The sequence below is a fragment of the Nocardiopsis coralliicola genome (assembly GCF_054779695.1).
The window spans coordinates 471287-496781 of sequence record NZ_BAAGXT010000001.1 but is presented as its reverse complement, the minus strand read 5'-3'; the positions used below and the strand labels follow the sequence as shown (position 1 = coordinate 496781).

Sequence of the window (25495 nt, the reverse complement as noted above, 5' to 3'; positions counted from 1 at the left end):
CTCACTGCTGGTCGGCGCCGCGGATGTCGAATTCAAGCGCCCGGACGCACTCCTCGTAGGTGCGCTGAGCCTCGTCGGGGCCGTCGGCTCCGACGAAGACGTCTGCGAGCTCGAAGCTGTAGCTGTCCTGGCCGGGAAGGTCGGAGAGCCATTCCCCGGGGCGGGCGACCAGGTCGATGTGGACGCCGAGCCGCTGCTCGATCCGCGCGACCTCGCCGTCGGAGGGGACCGCGTGCACGAACCCGTCGTCGAACCGGCGCAGGAACCACTTGGCGGAGAAGGGGTACCAGCCGCCTCCACCGGTGCGGGGCTCACCGCCGAGCGCGATGCGGAGGACCGCCTCGTGGTTGGCCGCGCCATCGACGCTGCGGAACAGGGCCGCGTGGGACTGGGAGTGCCGTGGATTGATCTCCAGCAGGGTGAGCGCGTCGCTCTCGGGGTCGTAGAAGTACTCGACGTTGAAGGCGATGTCGTCGAGGCCCATCTGCCGCACCACCCGCTCGGTCGCGTCGACGAGGCGCTCCCGGACGCGGTCGGGCTGCTGGGACGGGTAGGAGTAGCACAGGAAGCTCGACGTTCCCGGATAGCAGCGTGCGTCCACGATTCCGTAGACGCGGGGCGCGGAGCCGTGCACGTAGCCCTCCACGGTGACCTGCTCGCCGCGGGCCTCCTCTTCGGCGAGCGCAGCGGTTCCGCCGACCTGCGCCACCTCCTCGGGCAGCCGGACCCTGTCCATGACCCATTGGAAGGGCGCACCGACCCGGCCCGCGCCGTGGCGGATCTGCTCGATCGCCTCCGCGTATTCGGCGCTGTCGGTGACGCGGAAGGCGAGTTCGGACGAGAACGCCTTGACGGGCTTGAGCCAGAGCGGGAAGGACAGGTCCGGCGGGACGCTCCCGTCGTCGAGGTCGACCTCGGCGAAGCGCGGCACCACCTCGGGCACTGCCGCCCGCTGCTCGAGGCGGCTCCAGTACTTGTGCTCGCAGCGGACGATGGCCTCCAGCGGAGCGTGCGGCAGGCCGCGCGGTTCGCAGAGCAGCGGGACCAGTGAGCTGACGGGGAAGTCCCAGTAGCCGATGATCGCATCCGCGGGGCCGTCGAAGGAGTCCAGCTGCTTCTCGGCCTCGGCGAGCAGGGCGGGCATGTCCAGATCCCCCTCGGCCACATCCTCCAGTTCCAGCAGCGGATGGAAGCGGCAGTCCTCGGCGCCGGGCAGTCCGCGCAGCGCTTCGAGGTTGTGGTCGTCGAGTCCGAGGACGAAGACGTTGGTGCTCACGGGGTGCCTCGCTTCCCGGAGGAGCACCGCCGCGCGGAGTCCGGCAGCCGCCGGCCTTGCGCAGGGCGCCGCCCTCAGTCGGCTGCATGCCTGGTCCGGGGTCTCCTGCCTGCGTCACAACCGCGTCCGCTACCCGGCCCGGCCCGCGCCATACACGCCGCGGGCGGGCAGGGGGTTCCGGCCGCGCGCCCGGCGCGGGTGGAGCTGGAGCCACCCGGAGGACTCGCGTCCGGCGGATGGTGCGGCGTGCAGGCGAGCCGCTTCCATGGAGTCCCCCTACCCGGATAGGACCCCATGTCCCAGCAGCGCCCTTCACACCCGTCGCCCCGCCGGCCCGGCAGCGGCCGCCCGGGCCGCACCCGCGCACTCGCTCCCGACCTCGCCCGGGGGTTCATGCTGCTCTTCATCGCGCTGGCGAACGCGCACTTCTTCCTGACCGGCTCCGACCCCCTGCACGCCGGCGCCGACCGCGCCGTGTCCTTCGTCCAGGACCTTCTCGTCAGCGGCCGCGCGGTCCCGCTCTTCTCGCTGCTCTTCGGCTACGGATCAGCGTGGATCCTGCGCAGAGCGGGCTCCGACTGGGCCGCGGCGCGGCCGGTGCTGCGCCGGCGCGGCTTCTGGATGCTCCTGATCGGGCTGGTGCACGGCGTGCTGCTGCTCCCGGTGGACATCGTCGGCGCCTACGGGCTCGGGCTGCTGCTGTTCGCCGGCTGCCTCCGGGCGCGCCCCGCCGTGCTCCTGTGGGCGGCCGCGGGTTCGGCCGCCGCCACTTCCGCGCTGCTGCTCCTGCTCACCGTGTCCGGAGTCGCTGCAGGCGACGGGTCCGCCGAGGCCGCGTCAGCATCGGCGCCCTCGCTCGTACAGGCCGACTTCTCCGCAGCGAGCAGCGAGCGGTTCGCGGAATGGCTGCTGTACACGCCGGTGACCCTGCTCCTGGTCGTGCTGCCGCCGCTGCTGGTCGGGATGTGGGCCGGACGCCTGCGGATTCTGGAGCGTCCGCAGGAGTACCGCCGGCTGCTGCAGCGGACAGCGGCCGCCGGACTGGCTGCGGCGGTGGCGGCCGGGATCCCCGCGGCGAGTGTAGAGGCAGGGTTCGCGGCCTCCCCCGGTCCGATTGCCGAGGACCTGCTCTGGGCGGTGCACGACCTGGCGGGCTGGCCGGGCGGCGCCGGCTGGTGCGCCCTGCTCAGCCTGCTGGCGTGGCGCCTGGAGCAGCGGGCCGGAGCCGCCGGCCGCACGGCGCCCCGCGGCCCCGTAGTGGCGGCGGTCGCGGCCGTGGGCGAGCGCTCGCTGAGCTGCTACCTGTTCCAGTCGATCGCGTTCACGGCCGTCTTTGCCCCCTACGGACTGGGGCTGGGAGCGACCGCCAGCGCCTCAGCGGCGGCGCTCACCGCGGTGGCGACCTGGACGGCGACCGTGGCCATGGCCGCCGCCCTGCAGCGCAGCGGCCTCCCGGGCCCGGCCGAGGCGGCGCTGCGGAGGCTCACCTACCGCACCAGCCCGGGCCCCCGGCGCTGAAGGGCGGCCGGGGAGCCGCACCGCTCCCCGGCGGCCTGCGCGCAGCCGTGCCGTGGATTGCCTGCACCGGTGGGTAGGCCAGCAGGGACAGTCCTGCGGCGCCGGACTCTCCGGCGCCTCCCCTCCGCAGAAGGCAGAGTGACCCCTGTGGCGACCCCACCCGCCCCCTCCCGTGAACGCCTCGACGCCGAACTCGGCGAGCTGTCCGCCATCACCGACGATGCCCTGCCCGGCTGGAGCAGGATCGCCCTGACCGAGGCCGACCGCGCCGGCCGGCAGTGGGCGCTGGACGCCATGCGCGCCGCCGGGCTGGACGCCTCCATCGACCCGGCCGGCAACGTGGTCGGCGTGCTGGAGGGCCGCGACCCCTCCGCCGGCGCGATCGTGACCGGCTCGCACACCGACACGGTGCCCGGCGGCGGCCGGTTCGACGGCACCGTCGGCTTCATCGGGGCGCTGGAAGCGGTCCGCGCACTGCGCGAATCCGGCCGCCGGCTCCACCACGACCTCATCGTCGTGGACTTCTTCAGCGAGGAACCCAACGCCTTCGGCCTGAGCTGCGTCGGCAGCCGCGCGCTCACCGGACAGCTCACCGGCGGCCACCTCGCGCTCACCGACGAGCACGGCACCCGCTTCGGCGACGCCCTCGCCGCCGCCGGGATGGACCCGTCGGCGATGGCCGCGCACCGCCTCGCTCCGTCCCGGGTCCGCGCCTTCGTCGAACTCCACATCGAGCAGGGACCGGTGCTGGAGCAGCAGGACGTGCAGATCGGCCTGGTCTCCACGATCACCGGCATCGCCCGGTTCCGCGCCCTGTTCGGCGGCCGCCGCGACCACGCCGGCACCATGCCCATGGCCGACCGCCGGGACGCGGGCTGCGCCGCAGCCGGCACAGTCCTGGCCGTGGAGCGGATCGCCTCCGGCGCCGGCCACGGGCGGGGCACCGTCGGCGCGGTCACCTTCACGCCGGAGGCGGTCAACGTCGTGACCGAGCGGGCTGAAGTCCACGGCGAACTGCGCAGCCCCGAGCGCGACTGGCTGGAGCAGGCCCGCACCGCTCTGGCCCACGCCGCCGGAACCGAAGCCGACCAGCGCGGCGTGACCCTGGACTTCGAATGGCTGCCCAGCAAGGAGCCGGCCGCCATGGCCTCCGGCGTGCTGCGCGCCAGCACCGGCGCCGTCGAGGAACTCGGCTACCGCCACTCGCGGATGTACAGCGGCGCCGAGCACGACGCCGCCATCATGTCCGCCCTGTGCCCGACCGGCATGATCTTCGTGCCGTCCCACCAGGGCCGCAGCCACTGCCCCGAGGAGTGGACCGACTCCACCGACATCTACGCCGGCGTCCACACCCTCCTCGCAACCCTGCTGCGCCTGGACGCACCTCCCTCGTAGCGGCTTTCGCGCAACTCTGGCGGGCCCCGGCGCGGCGGCGCTGCCGCGCCGGGGCCGCTCACTCTTCTTCTGAGAATTCCAGTCCGTTGTCGAAATAGAGGGTGTGGACACTCCCGCTCGCTGCGTCCGGACGCCACGTATAGCACTGGAACTGGCCCAGGTCGGCTACAGGGGCAAGCCGCGGGCGGACCAGCGGGTCGCACCGCACTTCCAGGTCGCGGTCGCGTTCGCGCTTGTGGGCGGTGTGCTCCCAGATCGTGCGGTGCAGGGCCGCCTCGGTGAGGATCACCTCGCCGGGCTCTTCGATCCGGCCATCCCAGGTGATGAGGAAGCCGCCGCTGCTGAGGCCGCTGATGCGAACGCCGTAGGACATCTCCACGCCGCTGGCGGCCACTGAGCAGTCGGCGTACCCGTCCGACGACCCCAGCGAGAGGTCGCATTCGGCCTCCGTGTCGAAGAGGAAAAGGTCCCGGTGAGCCTCCTGCCGCACAGAGTTCTCGATGGACCCGCGCACCGAAGAATGCGTGCTCGACCTGTCAATCTTTTCGCTTTCGCGTTCATAGTCCCATTCCGGAGGGTCGTCCGGCTTTTCCACCGCTACGGTCCGGGTGTAGTCGAACGGTGGGTCGCGGGGCGCATCGCCGAAGATCACGAAGGCGATGAAGGACACCACCACACTGCCGACCGCGAGGGAGATGGCGCAGCCGCAGGTCGCCTCTGCCTTTTCGCGGCACGAATCGCCGGCCGTGTTTTCCATGGACCAAAGTGTGCGCACACCCGACTCTCCGGGTGATCGAGTGGCCACATAAGGTCGCCCCGCGGGTCAGCGCAGCGCAGCGAACGCGCCGTCGGTGCGGTCGAGGACCGCGTCGATCACCTCGTCGGTGTGCGCGGCGGAGAGGAACCAGTTGTGCCAGGGGTGCAGGTAGACCCCGCGGCGGGCGGCTTCTTCGGCCCACGCCCGGGCCAGCGGGAAGTCCGGGCCGTCGCCGTCGAAGGCGAGCATGGGCATCTGCACCGGGCCGGTCTGGCGGATGCCGATCCCGTGCGCGGCGGCCTGCGCGGACAGGCCGTCGCGCAGCCGGCGGCCGGCCCGCTCCATGGCCGGCAGCGCCTCGCCGCGGCGCAGCTCGGTCAGGGTGGCGAGCGCGGCGGCCAGCGGCACCGCACCGGTCCAGAACGAGCCGGTGACATAGACCGAGCGCACGGCGTCGCGCAGCGCATCCGAACCGGTGACGGCGCCGAGCGGCTGGCCGTTGGCGAGCGGCTTGGAGTAGGCCGCCAGGTCCGGGCGGACGCCGATCGGCTCCCAGCTGCCGCCGAGGTCGAGGCGGTGGGTGCACCGCACGTCGTCCAGGATGAGCACGGCTCCGCTGCGGTCGGCGAGGCGCCGCAGGCCGCGGGCGAACTCGGGGTCGACGAGTTCCTGGTCGCGCTTGACGTCGTGGCGCATCGGGCAGACGACGATGGCGGCGAGGTCACCGCCGGCCTCGTCTGCGGCGGCGGCCGCCGAGCCCAGGTCGTTGTAGTGGTAGCGGACCAGGTGCTGCTGGTCCGCCTCGGTGACCCCCTGCCCGCGCAGCGAGCACCACGGGACGGCGCCGTGGTAGGCCCCGTGCGCCACGAGGACCTTGCGCCGCCCGGTGGCGGCGCGCGCCGTCGTCACGCAGGTGGTGACCGCGTCGGTGCCGTTCTTGCAGAACAGCGCCCAGTCCGCGGCGGGGATGGTGTCGACCAGGAGTTCGGCGTAGTCGACGGCGACCGGGCTGGTGCCGTCCAGGCAGTCCCCCCTGTCCAGCTGGGCGTCGACGGCTTCGCGCACCCGCGGGTGGCCGTGCCCGAGGATCATCGGGCCCCAGCTGCACATGAGGTCCAGGTACTCGCGGCCGTCGGCGTCGGTGACGCGGGCGCCGTCTCCGGAGGCGATGAACTGCGGGTGGGCGGAGCTGAAGGCGTCCACGGCCATGTGCCCGTACATCCCGCCCGGGATGACCCGGTGCGCGCGGTCGCGGAGCGCGGATTCCCGCGCGCCGAGGAGGGGCTGCAGCGTCATGGGGCGCTCCTGTCGGTGTCGGTGAGCTCGCGCGCGACGGCGGCGATGCCGGGCGCGTCGAGCCGGTAGTGGGCGTAGAGGGCGGCGGGCGGACCGACCGGGACGTGCTCGCCGGGGATCCCGTGCCGGCGCAGCCGGACCGCGGTTCCGGAGTCGGCGAGGCACTCGGCCACCGCCGAGCCGAGGCCGCCGCGGACGTTGGCCTCTTCCACGGTCAGCACGGCACCGGTCTCCCGCGCCGCGGCGAGGACCGCGGCTGAGTCCAGCGGCTGCACCGACCACATGTCCACCACCCGCGCGGACAGGCCCTGCGCGTCCAGCTGCTCGGCGGCGGCCAGGCTCGGGTGCACGGTGGATCCGGTGGCGATGATGGTGAGGTCGGTGCCCTCGCGCAGGGTGACCGCCCGGCCCAGTTCCAGCTCCGGCGGGGCGGGGTAGACCTCCGGGTCGCGGCCCCGTCCGAGGCGCAGGTACATGGCGCCGGGGTGGTCCAGGCTCAGCCTCAGCAGGGAGCGCAGGTGGTTGGCGTCGGTGGCGCAGACGACCGCGAGGTCGGCGATGCTGCGCAGGATCGCGAGGTCCTCGAGGCTGTGGTGGCTGGTGCCGTAGAAGCCCATCGACATGCCGGAGTGGTGGCCGACGATCCGGACCGGGAGGCCGGGGTAGGCGCAGTCGGTGCGGATCTGCTCGGCGCACAGCAGCGCCGCGAAGGAGCCGAAGGTCGCGGCGAAGGGAACCATCCCGGAGGCGGCCATGCCCGCGGCCATGGTGACCATGTTCTTCTCGGCAATACCGACGTTGACGAACCGCTCGGGATGGCGCGCCGCGAAGTCGAGCGTCCGGTTGGACCGGCCCAGGTCGGCGGTGAGGACGGCGATCCGCTGGTCGGTCTCAGCCAGCTCGGCCAGCTCGTCGCCGATGACGAAGGCCGGGACCGCCCGCGTGTCCGTCCCATCGGCCGAGCGGGCGTCCTTGAAGCCGACGGCTGCGGTGCCGTTGAAGATCTCGGACTGGTCCTGGGCCGGCGTGCTGGGGCTCATCGGTGCAGTTCCTCCATGACGTCGTCGTAGTCGGCGCCGGCCAGGTTCCCGACGTGCCAGTCGGGGCTGAGCTCCATGCGCGCCACCCCTTTGCCCTTGACCGTGTCGGCCACGATCAGCTGCGGGCGCTCGCCGCCGCGGGGCGGGAGGGCCGCGAAGGCCGCGCGCACCGCCGCGATGTCGTGGCCGTCCACCCGGCGGGTCTGCCAGCCGAAGGCGGCGAACCGCTCCTCGACGGGCTCGGCGCGCATGGTCTCCTCGACGAATCCGTCGATGCCGAGCTGGTTGGCGTCGACGACGGCCGTGAGGCCGCCCAGCCGGTAGTGGGCGGCCGCCATCGCGGCCTCCCAGATCTGGCCTTCGGCGAGCTCGCCGTCGCCGAGCATCACCCAGGTGCGGTGGTCGCTGCCGCGCAGCCGGCCGGCCCAGGCCATGCCGGCACCGATGGACAGTCCGTGGCCGAGCGACCCGGAGGAGAAGTCGATGCCCGGGATCCGCTTCATGTCCGGGTGGTCGCCGAACGCACTGCCCAGCCGCGTGTAGTCCTCCAGCAGGGCCGGGTCGAAGTAGCCCAGGTCGGCCAGGACCGGGTAGAGGCCGATCGCCGCATGGCCCTTGCTCAGCACGAAGCGGTCGCGGTCCGGCCATTCCGGACGTTGCGGGTCCAGGCGCAGGTGGTCGTAGTAGAGCACGGAGAGCAGCTCCGCGCAGGAGAACACGGCGCTGTAGTGTCCGGCTCCGGCGATCCGGGTGAGCCGCACGGTCTCGGTGCGGATGAACCGCGCCTTCTCCGTGAGCTGGGGCTCCGTCGGCGCCCCGGGACGGGGTGCGGTGGTCGGTGCGGGGTCGGGCAAGGGTCTCTCCTTCTCGGTTCGGGGCGCACCCGGCCGACCTGTGCCGCCGGCCGGGTGCGGGCCGGCGGGCCCGGTCACGGCGCGATGCTGCCGTCGGCCGTGCGGAACCGGTCCAGGACGTTGCCGGTGACGCGGGCGACCGCGTTGTCCCCGCCGGCATGGCTCATCGCCGTGGTCCAGCCGATCGAGCCGACGGCGAAGACGGCTCCCCCGCCGGGGCGCCCGAAGAGGACCACGTCGGAGCGGACGTTGGGGTGGACGCCGGGCGGGGGCGCCGCGTAGCCGTGGTCGACCTCCTCCGGAGCCAGGGCGATCCGTTCGGAATGGCCGACCGAGGAGGCGAGTACGGCGGCGCCGGCCGGGGTCCCCAGTCCGGTGTCGGCGCGGTCGAACTCGTCGGCCGCGGCGCCGCCCAGCCCGGGCCCGGTGGCGCCGAACACCTCGCCGGCCCCGGCGTCGACCCCGGCGAACACCCAGGCCACATCGGGGTCGCCGCTGCGGGCGCTGCGCCGGTACCCGTGGCCCTTGTCGAACCCCTGGGCGGTGAATCCGACGCCGACCAGCCGGTTGGGGGCGCGGCCGCGCATGCGCCACAGGCCGCCCGGCTCGCCGGTGGCCGCGAGGTGCTCCTCGCCGGGGTCGGAGACCCAGGTGGCCACTCCGGCGTGCCCGCGGCGGATCTCGACAGCGCTGGGGCACGCCGGCGATCGGGAGGTGACCTGGTAGAAGCCGTTCCCGCCGAGGTACATGAGGCGGCCGCCCGAGCGCGTGTAGGCGCTGTAGGCGTCGAGCATCGCCGCCGAGCAGTATTCGGGGTGGCTTCCGGTGAGAACCACCCGGTAGCGGCTGAGCAGGCCGGCGCCTTCGCGGTCCACCTCGTCGTCGGTGGCCACGGCGTACCGCTCGCCCCGGGAGTCCAGCCAGTGCAGCAGGAGCAGGTCTTGGGCGAAGTGCCGGAAGCCGCGCGTGGTCGGCGTGTAGTAGTCGGGGCGGAGGTTGACGATCGGCCGCAGCGCGCTGGAGTGCACCACGCCCGAGCCGTCTCCGTGCACGTCGTAGAGGGACTTCCCGAACTCGGGGTGCCGGGTGAGCCAGCGGTCGCGCTCGTCGATCCCGCGGTCTTCGCCGTAGAGCGCCAGGCGCTCCGTCTCGAACTCGGCGTAGGTGCGCCAGTTGGCGTAGGCCAGATAGGTCCAGGTGGGCAGCACGACCAGTACCGGGGCGGTGTGCCGGTGCGGGGTGACGACGACGGGGATGCGGTCGGTATCGCCGCCGGCGGACACCTTCAGCGCGTACACGCCGCTGTCCAGCCCCTCCGGAACCGACCAGACCAGGTCGGGGCTCCACCCCGCGTCGGAGAGGTCGTCGTCGTGCAGGTGGACCGCGTCGAACTCGGCCGGAGCGGCGCGGAAGTCGCGCTCGGCGCCGCGCCAGAAGGGACCCGGGACGCCGCGTGCCGGCAGGTGGTGCACCGTTGCGCCGCTGGTCAGGCTCCCGAGGTCGGGCACCGCAGCGCCGGCGGGGCCGGCGGCCAGGTCCAGGACGCTGGTGCGGGCCGGGTCCGCAAGCTCCAGCGGGTCGCGCCCCGCAAGCAGGTGCGCGTGCAGGCGCCGGTCCCAGTCGGCGGTGACCACGGGACGGGCCACCGCGCCGTTGAAGGTCGGGCGGGCGGGTGCGTCTGCTCCGGCCCGGTCGCCGCCCGCGCCGATCAGCAGCGGACCGGCGACCGTGCACGGACTGGTGCGGCCCTCGGCGGTGCGGGTCTGCGCATCGGCGGCGGTGGCGGCCAGTTCCACCCGGCCCAAGCTGTCCACGGCGAGGGAGACGAGGTGCCAGCGACCGGGCGCCAGTGCGGCGTCCAGGCGCGCTGCGGTCCGTCCGCCGATCTCGGCGCGGATGCCGTCGGAGGCGGCGGTGAGGGCCACGGGGCCGGCCGTCAGGACCGGCCGGGCCTCGGTGCCGCCGGTGGTGGGCCGCAGCCACAGCGCCATGCCGATGGCGGGGTGCTCCGCATCCAGCCGGGCGTGCAGGTAGGAGCCAGACTGCGTGGCCTGTACCCGGCCGGGCACGGATTCGGCGATTCCGGCCGGGACGGGCTCCTCGATCAGCGCGGTGTGGTGGCGCGGACCGCCGCCGCGGCGCAGGCGCACGATCTCGGTGTGCAGGCGGGGATGCTCGGAGGAGAGGTGGAAGGCCACGTCCTGCCCGGCGGGCACGGACAGCCGGTCGGCGTATCCGCAGATCTTCATCGGTTCACCCAATCCGTCCACCGCTGGGTGGCCTCGTCTTCGTTCTGCGCCCACCACGCGTCGTCGCGCTGGACTTCGGTTCCGTGCGCCTGCGGGTCGTCCACAAAGGCGCGGATGTCGGGGTCGTCGCTGATCGCGGCGTCGCTGTTGGCCGGCCGGTACGGCAACCGGTCCGCGATGGCCTGCTGGTTGGCCGTGCTGATCAGGCTGTTCAGCAGGTCGTAGGCGAGGTCCGGCTCGCGCGCTCCCTTCACCACGGTGAGCACGTCGGTGTAGAGCACGGGCTGGTTCCAGGCGACGTCGATCGGCGCGCCCGCCTGCTGGGCGTCGTAGGCCCGCCCCGGCCAGGCCAGCATCATGTCGACCTCGCCGGACTGCAGGCCCTGGGTCTGCTGGGCGCCGGTCTCGTAGAAGCGGACCGAGTCGCGGACCTGCTCCAGCTGTGCGAACGCCCGGTCGTAGTCGAGCGGGTAGAGCTCGTCGCCGGGGACGCCGTCGGCCAGCAGCGCGGTCTCCATGCCGCCGTCCTTGGCGAAGTTCATGATTCCGCGGGTCCCGGGGAAGCGCTCGGTGTCGTAGAAGTCGGCCCAGCTCTCCGGCGGGTCGTCCGCGTAGGTCTCGGTGTTGTAGACGAGCAGGAGCGAGGATTCCACGATGGGGACGCCGCACTCGGTGATCTGCTCGGGATCGATCCCGGCGGTGTCGATCCGGCCGGGGTCCAGGGGTTCGAAGAGGGTTCCGCATTCGGCGCGCGCCAGGTAGGGCGTGGAGTAGTAGAGGTCCCACGTGGGTGAGCCGCCCTCGACCATCGCCGTCAGCTTGGCCTCGTTGTTGGGGGCCTCTTCGGCGACCGAGACGCCCTGCTGCTCCAGTTCGGGGTAGGCGTTCCCGGCGAACACCTCCGGCAGCGCCCCGCCGGTGTTGGCGAAGACGACGGTCGACCCGTCGCCGGCCGCTCCGGCGAACAGCGGGCCCGCACACCCGCTGGCGAGCACCGCGAGACAGCCGCTCAGCACGGCGGCGGCTCCGGCTCTGCACGGCTGATCCACCGGCTTCACCCCTCAGGCGTTTCACTTTGTGAAATCTTGTTCACTATGCGATAAGCATGAACACCGAAAGAGCGGGCCGTCAACCCCGGTCCGCCGGAAAAGGCATTCCGCATCCGGGTCTTGACAGAACCGGCACCCCGCGGCCACCGTTATTTCACTTTCCAAAATCGGTATCGCACTGCGGAATGCTCTGTTCGGCGGAAGGGTCGATGATGGCGGTGACTTCAGCTCCCCCCGGGCCGGGCCGCGGTGCGGTGCGGGCCCAGCGGCACAGGCCCCGGCGCAGCGCACCGGCCCGGGCCGCCATCTGGTTACTGGCCCTTCCCGCAATCACGGTTCTGACGGTGTTCTTCGTGGTCCCGGCCCTGCGCCTGCTCTGGCTCTCGGTCACCGCACCGGAGCCGGGTCTGGCCAACTACGCCGCGATCACCGGCGAGGGAGTCGCGCTCAGCGTCATCCAGCGCACGCTCGTCATGGCGCTGGTCGTCACCGCGGTGTGCGTGCTGGTGGCCTACCCCTACGCCCATCTCATGACGGTCGCGACGCCGCGCTGGCGGGCCGTGCTGCTGGTGGTGGTCCTGGTCCCGTTCTGGACCTCGCTGATGGCCCGCACCTTCGCCTGGGTCGTACTCCTCCAGGACGGCGGAGCGGTTCAGCGCACGCTGGCTGCGGCAGGGCTCGGCGAAGTCCGGCTGCTCGGGACGGGCGCCGGCGTCACGCTGGCGATGGCCCAGGTGATGCTGCCCTTCGTCGTGCTGCCGCTGTACACGGCGATGCGGTCGATTGACCGCCGCCTGGTGGACGCCGCGCTGTCGCTGGGCGCCTCTCCCCTGCAGGCGTTCCTGCGGGTCTACCTGCCGCTGTCCTTCCCCGGGGTCGCGGCCGGCGCCACCCTGGTGCTCGTCCTGTCCCTGGGCTTCTACGTCACCCCGTCGCTGGTGGGGTCGCCGCAGCAGTCGATGCTGGCCCAGTTCATCTCCGTGCAGGTCAACCAGATCGTCGACTTCGGCGCGGCCGGGGCGCTCGCGGTCACCCTGCTGATCGTGACGCTGCTGCTGCTCGGCGCCGTCCGCATGGCCACCCGCACCCGCGGCCAGAGCACGGGCACCGTCGGCGCGAGCATGGCCGGAGGTGCGCAGTGAGATCCGGAAGCGCGCTGCGCTACAGCCTGGTGGCGGTCGCCGCCCTGGTCGGCCTCTGGCTGGTGGTGCCCACGCTCGTCGTCGTCCCGATCAGCTTCTCCGGCGAGGACAGCTTCGCCTTCCCGCCGTCCTCGTGGGGCCTGCGCCACTATGCGACGTTCTTCAGCGACACCGGATGGACCACGGCGCTGCTGGTGTCGCTGCAGCTCGCCGCGATCGTGACGGTTCTGGCGAGCGTGCTGGGCACGATGGCCGCGTTCGCGCTGGAGCGGGCGCCCCGGCTCCTCGCCGGGCCGCTCGACGGGCTGTTCATGGCGCCGCTCATCGTGCCGGGCATCGTCGTCGCCGTCGCCGTCTACGCCGCATTCCTCAACTGGGGGCTGATCGGCACCGCAACCGGCTTCATAGCGGCCCACACCGTGCTCGCCCTGCCGTTCGTTTTGGTCAACGTCTCGGCGGCGCTGCGCACCCGCGACCCCGTCCTGGAACGCGCCGCCGCCGGCCTCGGCGCCTCGCCGTGGGTGCGGTTCCGCCACGTCACGCTGCCCGCCATCCGGCCCGGAGTGCTGGCCGGGGCCCTGTTCGCCTTCGTCACCTCCTTCGACGAGGTGGTGGTCTCGATGTTCGTCCAGTCCCCGCAGCTGCAGACCCTGCCGGTGCGCATGTTCACCTCGGTCACCAACGAGGTCGACCCCACCATCGCCGCGGCCTCCACCATCGTGCTCACCGTGTCCACCGTCCTGCTGGGCCTCGCCGGCCTGGCACGGAGGAGTAACCGCCATGCCTGAGGAGAACCCCGGCGCGGGCATCCGCGTCGAAGCGCTCACCAAGACCTTCCCGGGAACCGCGGCGCCCGCCGTCGACGGCGTCGACCTGGCGGTGCGGCCCGGCGAGTTCATGACCCTGCTCGGCCCCAGCGGGTCGGGCAAGACCACGACGCTCAACATGGTCGCCGGCTTCGAGCCGGTGACCGCCGGGCGCATCCTGCTCGACGGCGAGGACATCGCGCGGCGCCCCGCGCACCGGCGCAACCTCGGCATGGTCTTCCAGAGCTACGCGCTCTTCCCGCACATGACCGCGGCCGAGAACGTGGCCTTCCCGCTGCGCCGCCGGAAGGTGGCCCGCGCCGAGGCCGCCCGCCGCGCGGCGGAGGCCCTGGAGCTGGTGCACCTGGGCGGCCACGGCGACCGCCTCCCGGCCCAGCTCTCCGGAGGGCAGCAGCAGCGGGTCGCGCTGGCGCGGGCGGTGGTGTTCCGGCCGCGCGCCCTGCTGCTGGACGAGCCGCTGGGCGCACTCGACAAGAAGCTGCGCGAGTCGCTGCAGCTGGAGATCGCGCGGCTCCACTCCGAGCTGGGCATCACCTTCGTCTTCGTCACCCACGACCAGGAGGAGGCGCTGGCGCTGTCCGACCGGATCGCCGTGTTCCGCGACGGCCGCATCGAGCAGGTGGGCACGCCCGGCGAGCTCTACGAGACGCCGGCCTCCCGGTTTGTCGCGACCTTCCTGGGCGATTCCAACCTGTTCCGGGGGCGGGTGGCCGGCGGAGTCCTCGACACCGGCTCGGCGCAGCTGCGCTGCGCCGCGGACGACGGCCCGGGGGCGCTCATCGTCCGGCCCGAGCGGATGCTGCTCGCCGAACCGGCGCCGGGAACGGAGGAGGCCGGGTGGAACCGGCTCTCGGCGACCGTTTCCGACGTCGTCTACCAGGGCGCCTTCCGCCGGGTGCTGCTCCGCTTCGACGACGGCGCGCAGGGCCAGGTGCGCGACGGCACCGACGGGCGGGCCGTCGCCCCCGGCGACCGGGTCGAGGTGCGCTGGCGGGCCGAGGCCGGCGTCGTCGTTCCCGACGGCGCGGAGGCCGCCGCGTGAACGGGGCTGCCGACCTCGATGCCGCGCGGGCCGCGGTGGCCGCTACCGGGCGGCGGATGCACGCCGACGGGCTCGTCACCGGGACGGCCGGCAACGTCAGCGTCCGGGTGGGCGGCCTCATCGCCGTGTCCCCCTCCGGACGGGAGTACGCCGCGACCGGCCCCGGCGACGTCAGCGTCGTCGACCTCGACGGACGCGTCGTCGACGGCCCGCACACCCCGTCCTCGGAGACCCCGCTCCACCTGGCGCTCTACACCGGCGCGGAAGGGGACCGGATCGGGGCCGTCGTCCACCACCACGGCCTGCACAGCACGGCGGTCTCCCTGGTGCACGAGCGGCTGCCCCCGGTGCACTACTACGTCGTCCGGCTCGGCGGCCCTCCGCGGGTGGCGCCGTATGCCACCTACGGCACCGGGCAGCTGGCCGCGGCGGTCCGCACCGCCGTGGCGGGGCGCAGTGCCGCGCTCCTGCAGAACCACGGCGCGGTTGCCCACGGAGCCACCGCCGAGGAAGCCTACGAACGCTCCCACCTGGTCGAATGGCTGTGCCAGCTGTACACCACGGCGGCACCGCTGGGGACTCCGCGCCTGCTCGACGAGGCGGAACTGGCCGCGGTCGCGGAACGGAGGACAGCGCAGTGAGAGTGGTCTGCCTGGGAGCGCACATCCTCGATGTGCTCGGACGCCCGGTGACCGGTATCCCCGAGGGCCAGGGCCGGAGCGTCCTGGAGGAGATCCGCCTCACCGCCGCCGGGACGGCCGGCGGTACCGCGGTCGACCTCGCCAAGCTGGGCGCCGAGGTGCAGTCGGTGGGCGCCATCGGCGACGACGCGGCGGGGCGGATGCTGCGCATGCTGCTCGACCAGCACGGTGTCGGCACCGGCGGCCTGGCCGTGAAGCCCGGCGCGGCCACCCCCGCGACGATCCTGCCGATCCGCCCGGACGGCTCGCGCCCGGCACTGCACGCGCCGGGCGCGATGGGCCTGCTCTCCGCCGGCGACGTCGACGCCGACGTGCTCGCCGAAGCCGACGCCGTGCACGTCGGCGGCCCCGACGTCCTCGGGGCGTTCGCCTCCGGCCCGCTGCCCGAGCTGCTCGCGCATGCGGCCGCGCACTCCACGGTGATCAGCGTGGACCTGCTCACCGTCGGGCGCCCCGCGGCACTCGCCGCACTGGAGCGCCTGTGGCCGCTGGCGGACTACGTACTGCCCAACGACGACCAGCTGCGGGGCATGACCGGCCTGGCGGACCTGCCGCGGGCCGCGCAGGTCCTGCGCGATGCGGGGGCCAAGACCGTAGTGGTCACCCGCGGGGCCGACGGCGCGCTCATCGTCGCCGAAGGGGTGGAGGAGGAGGTCCCGGCACTGGACGTCGACGTCGTGGACACCACCGGCTGCGGCGACGCCTTCAGCGCCGGCTTCCTCGTGGGGCGCGATGGCGGCAGCACGCTCCGCGAGGCGGCCCGGCTGGGCGCCGCCGCCGCTGCGCTGGTGGCCGGCGGACTGGGATCGGACGCCGGCATCGCCGGCCTCCCCCAGGTGCTGGACGTCCGAAACAGCGGGCCCTCCCGGGATAGGCTGAACCGGACCGCGGAACCCAGCACTCGAAAGGCACCGTGATGTCGGAGCGGACGTCGGGCGGAGGCGAGCCGGTCCGCGTGCTCGTCAAGGCGATGGCGGTGCTGGACCAGCTCGCCGCCTCGCCCGAGCCGCTCACCCTCGGCAACATCGCAGCCTCCCTCGACCTCAACAAGAGCACCTGCTACCGGATCCTCAACACCCTGGCCGCCGGCGACTACGTGGAGCGGCCGGCCCCGGGCACCTACCGCCTGGGGGTGGGAGCGTTCCGCATCGGCAGCGCCATGGCCCGCCGCATGGGGGTCCGCGAGCGCGCCCTGCCGGCCCTGCAGGACCTCTTCCGCGCCACCGGTGAGACCGTGTTCCTGCTGGTGCCGCACGGCACCGAGGCGGTCTGCGTGGAGCGCCTCGACGGCCGCTACGCGGCGACCCACACGCTGCGGATCGGCGGTTCGCTCCCCCTCCACCTGGGTGCCGGGCCGCGGCTGCTGCTCGCGGCCCAGCCCGATGAACAGGTCGAAAGCTACCTGGCCGGCCCGTTCCGCCAGGCCGAGGGGGCAGACGCCGGCGCCGCCGACCGGCTGCGCGCCGAGATCGCCGAGATCCGCGCGGCCGGGCACGCCGTCAGCCAGGACGACGTCGAGGAGGGCGTGCGCGCGATCAGCGTCCCGGTGCGCGACCACGACCACGCGGTGGTCGCCGCCCTCAGCATCAGCGGCCTGTCCGCCCACCTCCCCGACACCGAGCTCGCCACCCAGGTCGGCCGCCTGGAGAGCGCCGCCCGGGCCGCCTCGCTCGCACTCGGCATGACAGAGCAGCCCGAAGGCGCCCGGTGACGGCGCCGCCCCGCTGACACCGCCGTGCCGCACCTCCGCCGGCGGCCGCGGCGGTGGCCGAGCGGACCGGCGGGGGTACTCAGCGCGCAAGGCCCGGGTGCCCGGTCGCCCGGACGCTGCATCGCAGTCCGGCTGCGCCGCGCACCTCGCTGCTCCCCACCCGCCGCCAGGAGCGTCCGGCCCGGCCCCGGCAGACCCCCGGGGCCGGGCGCCCGTCAGCCGACCGGGGTGAAGGGGTCGGGGGTGTCGCCGGTCCAGGTGTGCAGGCGGGCGGTGGCGGTTTCGAGTTCGGTGCCGCCGTCGTCGCGCTGGCCGCTCTCGACGACGTAGAAGCGGCCGCCGCCGACGGATTCGAGGCCGTACTGGCCCTCGCCCATCCAGCCGCGGACGCCGGTCTCCGGGTCGTGCAGTCCTTCCTCGCGCAGCGGGAGGAGGAGGCCCTGCTCGGGTTCGGGCTGGCCGCGCAGGTCGCCCTGCTCGGGCTGGGACGCGCCGTCGACGGCGAACAGCGAGTAGTTCGGGAAGGCGGCCTTCTCACCTTCGTAGGCGGCCATCAGCCAGTCCCCGCGGTGGGCGTCGTAGGCCAGGTTCTGCACGCCGTAGGTGGTGTTGCCGGTGTAGGCGAAGTACTTGCCGCCGGGCTCGTCCGGCCCGCTGGTGTGCGGGGCGCCCTGGTCGAGCGGGCGCTCATAGCGGCGCCAGGAGGAGGTGTCGTACTGCAGCAGCACCTGGTGGTCGTTGTCGGTGCGCTCGGTGTTGGAGTAGACGCCGTAGCCCACCGTCAGCAGCGGCTTCCCCCCGCTGCGGCCGAACTCGGGGCCGAAGGCGACGCCGTCGATCCCGCTCGCGCCGTAGCGGTGGTCGGCGGTGTCGGCCGTGTCGCCGTCGAAGGATCCGTCGCCGTCCATATCGGCGGTGTAGTCGTCGACGACCTCCTGGAGGTGGACCGTGCCGAGCACGCCGTCCTCCTCGGCGTCCATGCCGGTGCGGGTGATGCGCTCGGAGTCGAAGACGGCGATGTAGAACGCCTCGGCCGACTTGTACTCCAGCGACCCGTAGACGCGGCCGTCGCGCTCGTCGAAGGCCAGGTCGCCGAGGTGTCCGGTGAGCCCGGTGACGGTGCCGACGACGTCGCCGTCCAGGTCCGTCTTGACCAGGGTGTCGGTGAAGGAGAAGTACATGTGGCCGCGCTCTTCGTCGAGCGCGATGCCCTGCACGTGCCCCGCCGGCCAGGCGCCGCCGTCCACCTCCTCCGGAAGGGACTCCGCCGCAGCCGGGCCGGCCATGGCGGACGCCGCGAGCGCCCCCGCTGCCAGTCCTGCCATCGTCTTCCGCCGCACCATCGGTCCACGTCCTCTCCGCTGCGCTACCGGCCCGGACGCTACAGCCGCCGCGCGAACCCCGCACAGCACCTTGGCGAACAACGGGCAAAGCGCCCTCAGTCTCAACGAATCCGGCACCGCGGGCATGGGCCCCGCCGTATCCGGCCGCGGAACTCTGCGAACCGGATCCCCGGACCCGGGCCGCAGGCGGAAATGGTCTCCGCGAGATCGCCCGACCGCTGCGGCTATGCCTGCTCTGGCCGCCGCTGCTGCCGGCGCGGCGCAGGCGCCGCTCCGCACTTCCCGCCTGCTCCCCCTGCCGAAGTCGCACGGAAGTCCTGCGGCCTGTCAACGCCGCAGGCGGCGCTCCGTTCGGGTGCCCTCTGACCCGTCCGGTGCGAAGCGCCGGACGGATGGGGCTGCCCCGCGGGACGGGTGCTCCCTGCCCCGCCCAGAGGGGGCTAGGACTCGGCCATCGGGACCAGGCACAGTGCGGCCCCCACCGCGGCGGCCGCGAACACGATGCCGAGTCCGACATCTCCGAACAGGAGAATCCCGACTGCGAGGCCGATGACGGGCGCGACGACGAAGGTGATCCGATTCTTAGCCATGACCGCGACCCTGCCTGATCCCCCAGGCACCGATGTAGATGCCGCCATCACCGACCGGTGATGACATCGGTCATTGGCCCCCGACTTCGGCCGGTCGAGCCCCTGGGCACCCCGTACCCCGCCTCGCTCATGCCGCGTGGCGGCTCCGCCGATACTGCCGCCTCAGGCAGGAGGAGCGGTGCAGACGGAACGGGGTGCATTGTCGCCGTCGCTAGACCTGTCGCGAAACCATCGAGCAGCAGCTACGCGCCGGTTCACCCGGCGGCCGGGAGGAGGCGGCGGCGGGCGGGGCCGTGCAGGCCGGCGCCGACCAGGATCATGCGCAGTGTGCGCTCGGCGGCGTCGGCGGTGAGGGTGGCGGCCTGCTCGATGGCGCCGGCCAGGTCGATCGGGGCGGCAAGGATGCCGGAGATCGCGGCGATGCCGGCGGCGCGGCTGAGGTCGGCGCCGCGGCCGACGGTGCCGGCTAGGGCCACGACCGGGGTGCCGTAGCGCTGGGCGCGGCGGGCGACCTCGGCCGGCACCTTCCCGTTCGGCGTCTGGTAGTCGATGGCGCCTTCAGCGGTGATGACCAGGTCGGCGGCCGCGATCCGGCGGTCCAGGTCGAGGTGGCCGGCCAGCACCTCGAAGCGCGGCACGAGGCGGGCGCCCAGCACGGCCGCTGCGCCCGCGCCGAGCCCGCCGGAGGCGCCGCTGCCCGGCGCGGTGCGCACGTCGCGCCCCGCGTGCGCGCCGAGCAGCGCGGCCCAGTTCTCCAGCGCCGCCTCCAGGCTGCGCACCTGCTCCGGCGTGGCGCCCTTCTGCGGGCCGAAGACGCGCGCGACGCCCTTCGGCCCGGTCAGCAGGTTGAAGGGGTTGCAGGCCAGCACGGTGGAGGTGCCGGCGAGGCGCGGGTCGAGGCCGGAGGCGTCGATGCGCGCCAGCCGCGCCAGTTCCGCGCCGCCGCGCCCGATCGGGGCTCCCCGGCCGTCCAGCAGCCGCACACCGAGCGCCTGCAGCATGCCGGCGCCGCCGTCGCTGGTACCCGAGTCGCCGCAGCCGACGATGATGTGCTCGCAGCCCTGGTCCAGTGCCGCTGCGATCAGGGTGCCGACGCCGTAGGTGGAGGTGGCGCCCGGGTCGCGGCGGTCGCGGGGCACCAGGCGCAGCCCGGCCGCGGCGGCCATCTCGACGACCGCGGTGCGCGGCCCGGGGCCGCCGAGCACCGCGAAGTGGGACTCGACCGGTTCACCGACCGGGCCCTCGACGGTGGTGTGCACCAGGCGGCCGCCGGTGCTGCGCGCCATCTCCGCTGCGGTGCCTTCGCCGCCGTCGACCATGGGGGCGGTGTCGATCAGCGCGCCGGGCACGGCGCGGGAGGCGCCTTCGGCGATCGCGGCCGCGACGGCGCCGGAGTCGAGGGACTCCTTGAAGCCGCTGGGGGCGACGAGGATGCGCATCCGGTGCTGTTCAGACATAGCGGGGCCTTTCCGTGGCTGTACGAGAATGCGGGGTGCGGGGTGCGGGAGCGCGCGTCAGCGCAGCGGCAGTCCCAGGTACGGCCAGATGTAGAGGGCGGCGCCCATGACCAGGGCGACCATGAGCGGGCCGAGGAGCAGCGCGAGGCGGAGGAGGTCGGCGCTGCGGTAGGTGGGGGTGCCGTCGGGCAGGTCGGAGAAGAGCGCCACCGGCTTGGCCGAGGACGTGAGCGTGTGGCAGAAGCCGGCGGCCGCGGTGGAGGCGAAGACCGCGGCGGCGGGGTTGAGCCCGGACGCGGCGGCCAGCGGGATGACCGCGGGCACCAGCACCGCCGCCCGCGCCGAGCGGGACTGCAGCACTAGGTGGGCGGCCGCGCTGACCGCGACGACCGCGGTCAGCACTGCGGCGGGTTGCCAGCCGGCGGCGACCTGCAGCGCGGCCTGCGCCGCCCATTCGGCGGCGCCGGTCTGCACCAGGGCCTCGGCCAGTGCCGTCGCGCTGACCATGAACACCAGGAGCGGCCAGGGCACCGACTTCAGCGCGGCCGTCATGCGCACGGTCCCGTAGCCGGGGGCGGTGGCCGCCAGCGCGCCGATCAGCGCGACCGCGGTCGGGGGCAGCCCGTGCAGGGATTCGGTGCACCACAGCGCCACGACGGCGGCGACCAGGGCGAGCATGCGGCGCTGTGCGGCGGTGAAGCGGGCTGAGGGGGCCGCGGCCTCCTCGGGGCGGTCGCCCGCGCCGGGCGCAGCGGAAGCCGCCGCGTCCGGGCGCTGTGCTGCGAGGCCGTCGATACGGACGTCGGCGGAGAGGCGGCCGCGCCGGTCGCTGCGCCGGGTCATCAGCAGCAGGACCAGCTCGGCGGCGAGGTGGGCGGAGACCGCGGCCAGCGGGACGCCGAGCAGCAGCCAGTGGCCGAAGCCGATGCCGGACCCGGTCATGCCGCGCAGGATCTCGTCGCCGATCAGGTGGGCGGCGGCGCCGATGGGGGTCGCGATCGCGGTGAGCAGGATCGTCGCGGGGAAGAGCAGTGCCAGCGCCCGCACCACGGCCGGCCGGTCTCCGAACACCCGGGCCAGCGCCAGGAAGACCGGCAGGGCCAGCGCGGCGCGGCCGGAGGTGGAGGGGATCGCCAGCGCGGTCAGCACCACGCCGGCGGTGACCAGGTGGAACAGGCCGCGGACGGTGGTGGCGCGGCCGATGAGGGCGCGGGCGGCGCGAGCCGGGAGCCCGGCCGCTTCGATCCCGGCGGCCAGGATGCCGGCGGCGACCAGGAGCCAGACCGCCTCCGCACCGAGCAGGCCGAGCACGTCGCCGTAGGGCAGGACGCCGAGGACGATCAGGGCGGTCACCGCGGCCATCCCGATGAAGGTGTCGTCGGCGCGGGTGAGCGTCCAGCAGAGCACGGCCGCGGTGAAGACGGCCAGCACGGTGCGGCCGCCGGCGGTGAGGCCGCTGCCCGCGGGCAGCAGGACCGCGGCGGCCAGCGTGCCCGCGGCAACGGCGGCAATCGCCGCGGCCGTGCCCGCGTACGCGGCCCAGCCCCGGCGGGGGGCCGGCGCCATCGGCACGGTGGGCGACGTCGGGCCGGACACCTCCGGCGCGGCGGCGGGCTCCGCGGTCTCCGTGCCTGGCGCGGCAGCGGTCGCGGCGGCGCCGGCGCCCGAGTCGGCGGCTTCATCCGGCGCAGCGGTGTATCTGCTCATGGTGGTTCAGCCTCTCGGGCGCTGCTGAACCTCCGATGAGGCATTCATGAGCAAGTCCTCATGAACGGATCTGCAGTGGTCAGCGCTTCCCGCAGGCGCCCGGCCCCGTCCTCCCGCGGCCGGGGCCCTCCGACCCGCAGACGAACAGCAGCGGACTCACCGCCGGCCCGCGGGACCTCCGCTGCCGAACCCGGTAGCGAGATCCTCGAACCGCCGGCCGGCCCGCCGGCGGGCAGGACCGCATCCGGCGCTACCTGGTGGAGCCCCGGCTGAAGGAGCGCAGGATCGCGCCTCCCTACAGCATCCTCGACTCGCGGGCGGCGCGGTTCAGCCGGTGACGATCCCGGCGACGAGGTTGATGGTCGCCGCGAGGATGACCGTTCCGAAGATGAACGAGAGCACGGCGTGGCGCAGCACCATGGCGCGGACCGCGGTGCTGGAGACGTTGTTGTCGGCGACCGCGTACGACATGCCGACGGTGTAGCTGAAGTAGAAGAAGTCGCGGTAGCTGGGCTGCTGGCCGGCGTGGTTGAAGTCGATTCCGCCCGCCGGCTCGGCGTAGTAGAGGTGGGCGTAGCGGGCCGTGTACATCAGGTGCAGCACCGCCCAGTTCATGAAAACCCCCGCGAGGCCGACCGCTGCGGCGGCGTTCTCGGCGGCCGGGCGGTCCGGCGCGAGCAGGAAGGCGATCGCGGCGAGGCTGGCGATCGTCGCCACCACCACTGAGAGCTCCTCCAACACGGGCTGGTAGTCCTCCTGGACGGCGTTGCGCTGCGTCGTCTCCGGGTCCATCGGCCACAGGGCCGCCACCCCGGACACCAGGAACAGCCCTGCGGCTGCGGTGATCCCCGCGAGAACCCCGAGCACGGGGCCGCTGAGCACGGCGCTGAGCAGTCCGGCCGCCAGGCCGACCGCCACCGACAGCAGCAGCCTGGCCAACGGACTCACCGGCACCCCGCCCACGATCGCCGCTCCCCCTCACCGCCGGCACTGCGCCGTGTCCGCTTGTGCCGGGCCGCCACGTTAGCGCGGCCCGATCCGGGGATCGGGCTGCCGCGCCCGGCCGGCCGGGCCCTTCCGCGGCCGACTCCTGATTGTGGGAAGCGTCTGCAGCGCGGGCACGCAGCCCCCTCGCAGCATCGCTGAGTCCGTGCCGCCGGTCCTGGGCCGCGGCGGACAGCCCGCTCCGGTCCGCCCCAGGGCCCGCACGGCAGGAGGCGCTGGGCCCCCGCCCCCGAGCCCGTCACCGCGGCCCTCGCGCACACCCGGGCGGCCTCCGCTGGTCGGTCGGCCCGACCGCTACGTCCCCCCGTGCAGCCCCGGCCGCTCGGTGCCGTCGCGTGCAGACCACCGGCACCCCGCCGGCGCGGTGGAAGCGGGGACGCCACGCGGCAGGCGAGGAGGGGCGCCGGCGCTCGGCCGCCTTCTAGCCGTCGAACTGCGCGGCGTAGGAGGCCGCCCCGCGCACGGCGTCGACGGCGTAGGTGACGTGGCCGACCGCGGCGCGGTCGCCGACGGCGGCGATGACGGCCGCCACCGTCGCCGTGCGGAACCCGCCGCACAGCTCGATCAGTGCGGCGCCGTCCTCGGCCGCGAGGCGCTCGGCAACGGCAGGTGCGTCGTCCTGGTCGGCGACCGGGACCAGCAGGGTCCGCTGCCCGCCGCCCTCCAGCACCGTCCGGTCGGCGACGGGGTCGGTCCCGGGGTGTTCGAAGATGCTCGCCCAGACGCTGCTCACAGCGCGCCTCCCTGCGGTGGGTGCGGTTGGTCGCCGACCACGCTAGAACCTCGTCTTAACGCGAAGTCAATGCGCCGTGTCGGTGTCTTCGGGCGCGCCGTCCCCGGAGCGGTCGCCGCCGACGCCCAGGAGGGCGAGCAGGCGGGTGCGCAGGGCGACGAAGCCGGCGGCGGAGCGGTCCCGGGGGCGGGCCAGGCCGACATGGACGTCGTGGGCGATGGCGCCGCCCTCCATCACGAGGACGCGGTCGGCCAGCAGCGCCGCCTCCTCGACGTCGTGGGTGACGAGCACGACGGCGCAGCCGTGCCGCTGCCACAGTTCGGCGACGAGCTCCTGGGCTTTGATGCGGGTGAGGGCGTCCAGGGCGGAGAACGGCTCGTCGAGCAGGAGCAGGTCGGGATCGCGGATCAGCGCGCGGGCCAGCGCCGCGCGCTGCGCCTCCCCGCCGGAGAGCACTTTGGGCCACACCGCGGTGCGATGGCCCAGCCCCACTTCTTCCAGGGCGCGGACGGCACGGGCGCGGTCGGGCCGACCGGGCAGGCCGAGCACCACGTTGCGCCAGACCCGCTTCCACGGCACGAGCCGCGGCGCTTGGAAGCCCACCGCCCGGTTGCGGGCCACCCGCACGCCGCCCTGGAAGCCGCGGTCCAGGTCGGCCAGCACGCGCAGCAGCGTCGATTTGCCGCAGCCGCTGGCGCCGAGGAGGACGACGAACTCGCCGGGCGCCACGTCGAGGTCGAGCCGGTGCAGGACCGGGCGGCCGTCGAAGGCGCGGGTGAGCCCGCGCACCGCGACCACTGCGCCGTCCTGCCGGGGGCCGGAGGCGCCGTCCGCAGGTGCGGCGGCGCTTGCGGGCGCGGCCGCACCGGGCCCGGTGGTCAGGTTCCGCTGAAGGCCGGTCGCCATGCGAGGAGCACCCTTTCGAGGAGGCGGACGATGAGGTCGGCGAGGAGCCCGAGCAGGGCGTAGAGGGCGAGGCAGACCACGATGACGTCGGTCTGGAAGAACTCGCGGGCGTTGTTCATCAGGTAGCCGATGCCGGAGGTGGCGTTGATGGTCTCGCCGAAGACCAGCGCCAGCCACGCCGAGCCGAGCGCGAAGCGCAGGCCCACCAGGGCACCGGGCATCGCCCCGGGCAGCACGATGTGGCGCACGGTGCCCAGCCAGCCCACGCCGAGCGTGCGGGCCGCTTCGATCAGGGCGGAGTCGACGTTGCGGATGCCGCCGTAGATGTTCATGTACAGCGGGAAGGTGACCGTCAGCGCGATGAGCGCGATCTTGGGCTCTTCACCGATGCCGAACCAGATGATCAGCAGCGGGATGAGTCCGATGGTGGGGACGGTGCGCAGCATCTGCACCGGGGCGTCGATGATGTCCTCGGCCAGGCGGAACAGTCCGGACAGCGTCGCCAGGACCAGCGCGGTGGCGATCCCGATGAGCAGGCCGGCCAGCACGCGGCCCAGTGACACCGCCACGGCCTCCTGCAGCTCGCCGGTCCCGGCGAGGTCGGCCGCAGTGGCCAGCACGACCGACGGGGCGGCGAGCGTGTCGGCGGGCAGCGCACCGGTGGACCCGGCCATCTGCCACAGCGCGACCAGGGCGACCGGGCTCAGCGTCTTGACCAGCCACCGCGGGACGCGCCGGCGGCGCTCGGCGGCACTGCGCAGGTCCTCGGCGGCCACCGGTGGCGCGGCCCTGCGCCCCGAGGCGTCCTGCTCGGCGGCGCCCGGCAGGGCGGGGTGGGAGGCCTGTCCGACGGTCACGGTCGTCCCCTCGGTTGCGGTGGAGTGCGGCGCGGGGCCG

The 25495-nt window shown here is 74.0% G+C and carries 23 protein-coding genes; 8 read left to right on the top strand and 15 right to left on the bottom strand.

Annotated features, from left to right (window positions below; all coding sequences use genetic code 11):
• Position 1: 1 nt before the first annotated feature.
• A complete protein-coding gene (locus tag ACYVGT_RS02070; RefSeq protein WP_460854614.1) occupies positions 2–1276 on the bottom strand; it encodes an ATP-grasp domain-containing protein in 1275 nt (424 codons plus the stop codon).
• A 294-nt stretch (positions 1277–1570) separates the two neighbouring features.
• On the opposite strand from ACYVGT_RS02070, the gene ACYVGT_RS02065 reads away from it, so the two are divergent.
• On the top strand, positions 1571–2794 hold the full coding sequence (locus ACYVGT_RS02065) for a DUF418 domain-containing protein (RefSeq protein ID WP_460854613.1): 1224 nt from the start codon (positions 1571–1573) through the stop codon (positions 2792–2794).
• 147 nt (positions 2795–2941) lie between these two features.
• Positions 2942–4189: a M20 family metallo-hydrolase gene (locus tag ACYVGT_RS02060; RefSeq protein ID WP_460854612.1), complete on the top strand. Its 1248-nt coding sequence runs from the start codon at positions 2942–2944 to the stop codon at positions 4187–4189.
• Between the two features lie 58 nt (positions 4190–4247).
• On the opposite strand, the gene ACYVGT_RS02055 is transcribed toward ACYVGT_RS02060, so the two are convergent.
• The 6 genes from ACYVGT_RS02055 to ACYVGT_RS02030 all read right to left on the bottom strand — a co-directional run bounded on the left by ACYVGT_RS02055 (position 4248) and on the right by ACYVGT_RS02030 (position 11401).
• On the bottom strand, positions 4248–4946 hold the full coding sequence (locus tag ACYVGT_RS02055; RefSeq protein ID WP_460854611.1) for a hypothetical protein: 699 nt from the start codon (positions 4944–4946) through the stop codon (positions 4248–4250).
• A 66-nt stretch (positions 4947–5012) separates the two neighbouring features.
• A complete protein-coding gene (locus tag ACYVGT_RS02050; RefSeq protein WP_460854610.1) occupies positions 5013–6242 on the bottom strand; it encodes an aminotransferase class III-fold pyridoxal phosphate-dependent enzyme in 1230 nt (409 codons plus the stop codon).
• Positions 6239–7282, bottom strand: a complete 1044-nt coding sequence (locus tag ACYVGT_RS02045; protein ID WP_460854609.1) for a transketolase family protein — start codon at positions 7280–7282, stop codon at positions 6239–6241. Before ACYVGT_RS02045 ends, ACYVGT_RS02050 begins: the two co-directional genes overlap by 4 nt.
• Entirely contained in the window at positions 7279–8136 is an 858-nt protein-coding gene (locus ACYVGT_RS02040; RefSeq protein ID WP_460854608.1) for a transketolase, read from the bottom strand. Before ACYVGT_RS02040 ends, ACYVGT_RS02045 begins: the two co-directional genes overlap by 4 nt.
• Positions 8137–8210: 74 nt before the next feature.
• Entirely contained in the window at positions 8211–10385 is a 2175-nt protein-coding gene (locus tag ACYVGT_RS02035; protein ID WP_460854607.1) for a N,N-dimethylformamidase beta subunit family domain-containing protein, read from the bottom strand.
• A complete protein-coding gene (locus ACYVGT_RS02030) occupies positions 10382–11401 on the bottom strand; it encodes an extracellular solute-binding protein (protein WP_460854606.1) in 1020 nt (339 codons plus the stop codon). Before ACYVGT_RS02030 ends, ACYVGT_RS02035 begins: the two co-directional genes overlap by 4 nt.
• Before the next feature lie 377 nt (positions 11402–11778).
• Here ACYVGT_RS02030 and ACYVGT_RS02025 point away from each other — a divergent pair, with 377 nt between their 5' ends.
• Genes ACYVGT_RS02025 through ACYVGT_RS02000 form a run of 6 tightly spaced genes read left to right on the top strand, consistent with a single transcriptional unit; the run spans position 11779 to position 16857 of the window.
• Positions 11779–12576, top strand: coding sequence for an ABC transporter permease (locus ACYVGT_RS02025; protein ID WP_460854605.1), 798 nt, complete (start codon positions 11779–11781; stop codon positions 12574–12576).
• Positions 12573–13364 (top strand): ABC transporter permease, encoded by a 792-nt coding sequence (locus tag ACYVGT_RS02020; protein WP_460854604.1) that lies wholly within the window; start codon positions 12573–12575, stop codon positions 13362–13364. The genes ACYVGT_RS02025 and ACYVGT_RS02020 overlap by 4 nt, the downstream gene beginning before the upstream one ends.
• Positions 13357–14445: an ABC transporter ATP-binding protein gene (locus tag ACYVGT_RS02015; RefSeq protein ID WP_460854603.1), complete on the top strand. Its 1089-nt coding sequence runs from the start codon at positions 13357–13359 to the stop codon at positions 14443–14445. The genes ACYVGT_RS02020 and ACYVGT_RS02015 overlap by 8 nt, the downstream gene beginning before the upstream one ends.
• Positions 14442–15086, top strand: coding sequence for a class II aldolase/adducin family protein (locus ACYVGT_RS02010; RefSeq protein ID WP_460854602.1), 645 nt, complete (start codon positions 14442–14444; stop codon positions 15084–15086). The genes ACYVGT_RS02015 and ACYVGT_RS02010 overlap by 4 nt, the downstream gene beginning before the upstream one ends.
• Positions 15083–16063: a carbohydrate kinase family protein gene (locus ACYVGT_RS02005; protein ID WP_460854601.1), complete on the top strand. Its 981-nt coding sequence runs from the start codon at positions 15083–15085 to the stop codon at positions 16061–16063. Before ACYVGT_RS02010 ends, ACYVGT_RS02005 begins: the two co-directional genes overlap by 4 nt.
• A complete protein-coding gene (locus ACYVGT_RS02000; RefSeq protein WP_460854600.1) occupies positions 16063–16857 on the top strand; it encodes an IclR family transcriptional regulator in 795 nt (264 codons plus the stop codon). The genes ACYVGT_RS02005 and ACYVGT_RS02000 overlap by 1 nt, the downstream gene beginning before the upstream one ends.
• A gap of 215 nt (positions 16858–17072) precedes the next feature.
• On the opposite strand, the gene ACYVGT_RS01995 is transcribed toward ACYVGT_RS02000, so the two are convergent.
• The 8 genes from ACYVGT_RS01995 to ACYVGT_RS01960 form a co-directional block, all read right to left on the bottom strand.
• The gene (locus ACYVGT_RS01995; RefSeq protein ID WP_460854599.1) at positions 17073–18200 is read right to left on the bottom strand and encodes a hypothetical protein; all 1128 of its coding nucleotides are present in this window, start codon (positions 18198–18200) and stop codon (positions 17073–17075) included.
• A gap of 440 nt (positions 18201–18640) precedes the next feature.
• The gene (locus ACYVGT_RS01990) at positions 18641–18790 is read right to left on the bottom strand and encodes a hypothetical protein (RefSeq protein WP_460854598.1); all 150 of its coding nucleotides are present in this window, start codon (positions 18788–18790) and stop codon (positions 18641–18643) included.
• Positions 18791–19044: 254 nt separating this feature from the next.
• Positions 19045–20247 (bottom strand): glycerate kinase family protein, encoded by a 1203-nt coding sequence (locus ACYVGT_RS01985; protein ID WP_460854597.1) that lies wholly within the window; start codon positions 20245–20247, stop codon positions 19045–19047.
• 57 nt (positions 20248–20304) lie between these two features.
• Positions 20305–21954 (bottom strand): SLC13 family permease, encoded by a 1650-nt coding sequence (locus tag ACYVGT_RS01980; protein WP_460854596.1) that lies wholly within the window; start codon positions 21952–21954, stop codon positions 20305–20307.
• A gap of 327 nt (positions 21955–22281) precedes the next feature.
• The gene (locus tag ACYVGT_RS01975) at positions 22282–22902 is read right to left on the bottom strand and encodes a DUF1345 domain-containing protein (RefSeq protein ID WP_460854595.1); all 621 of its coding nucleotides are present in this window, start codon (positions 22900–22902) and stop codon (positions 22282–22284) included.
• Positions 22903–23380: 478 nt separating this feature from the next.
• The gene (locus ACYVGT_RS01970; RefSeq protein WP_460854594.1) at positions 23381–23692 is read right to left on the bottom strand and encodes a DUF6506 family protein; all 312 of its coding nucleotides are present in this window, start codon (positions 23690–23692) and stop codon (positions 23381–23383) included.
• Positions 23693–23758: 66 nt separating this feature from the next.
• Complete coding sequence (locus ACYVGT_RS01965; RefSeq protein ID WP_460854593.1) at positions 23759–24598, bottom strand: ABC transporter ATP-binding protein; 840 nt, start codon at positions 24596–24598, stop codon at positions 23759–23761.
• Positions 24571–25455: an ABC transporter permease gene (locus ACYVGT_RS01960; protein ID WP_460854592.1), complete on the bottom strand. Its 885-nt coding sequence runs from the start codon at positions 25453–25455 to the stop codon at positions 24571–24573. The genes ACYVGT_RS01965 and ACYVGT_RS01960 overlap by 28 nt, the downstream gene beginning before the upstream one ends.
• Positions 25456–25495 lie beyond the last annotated feature (40 nt).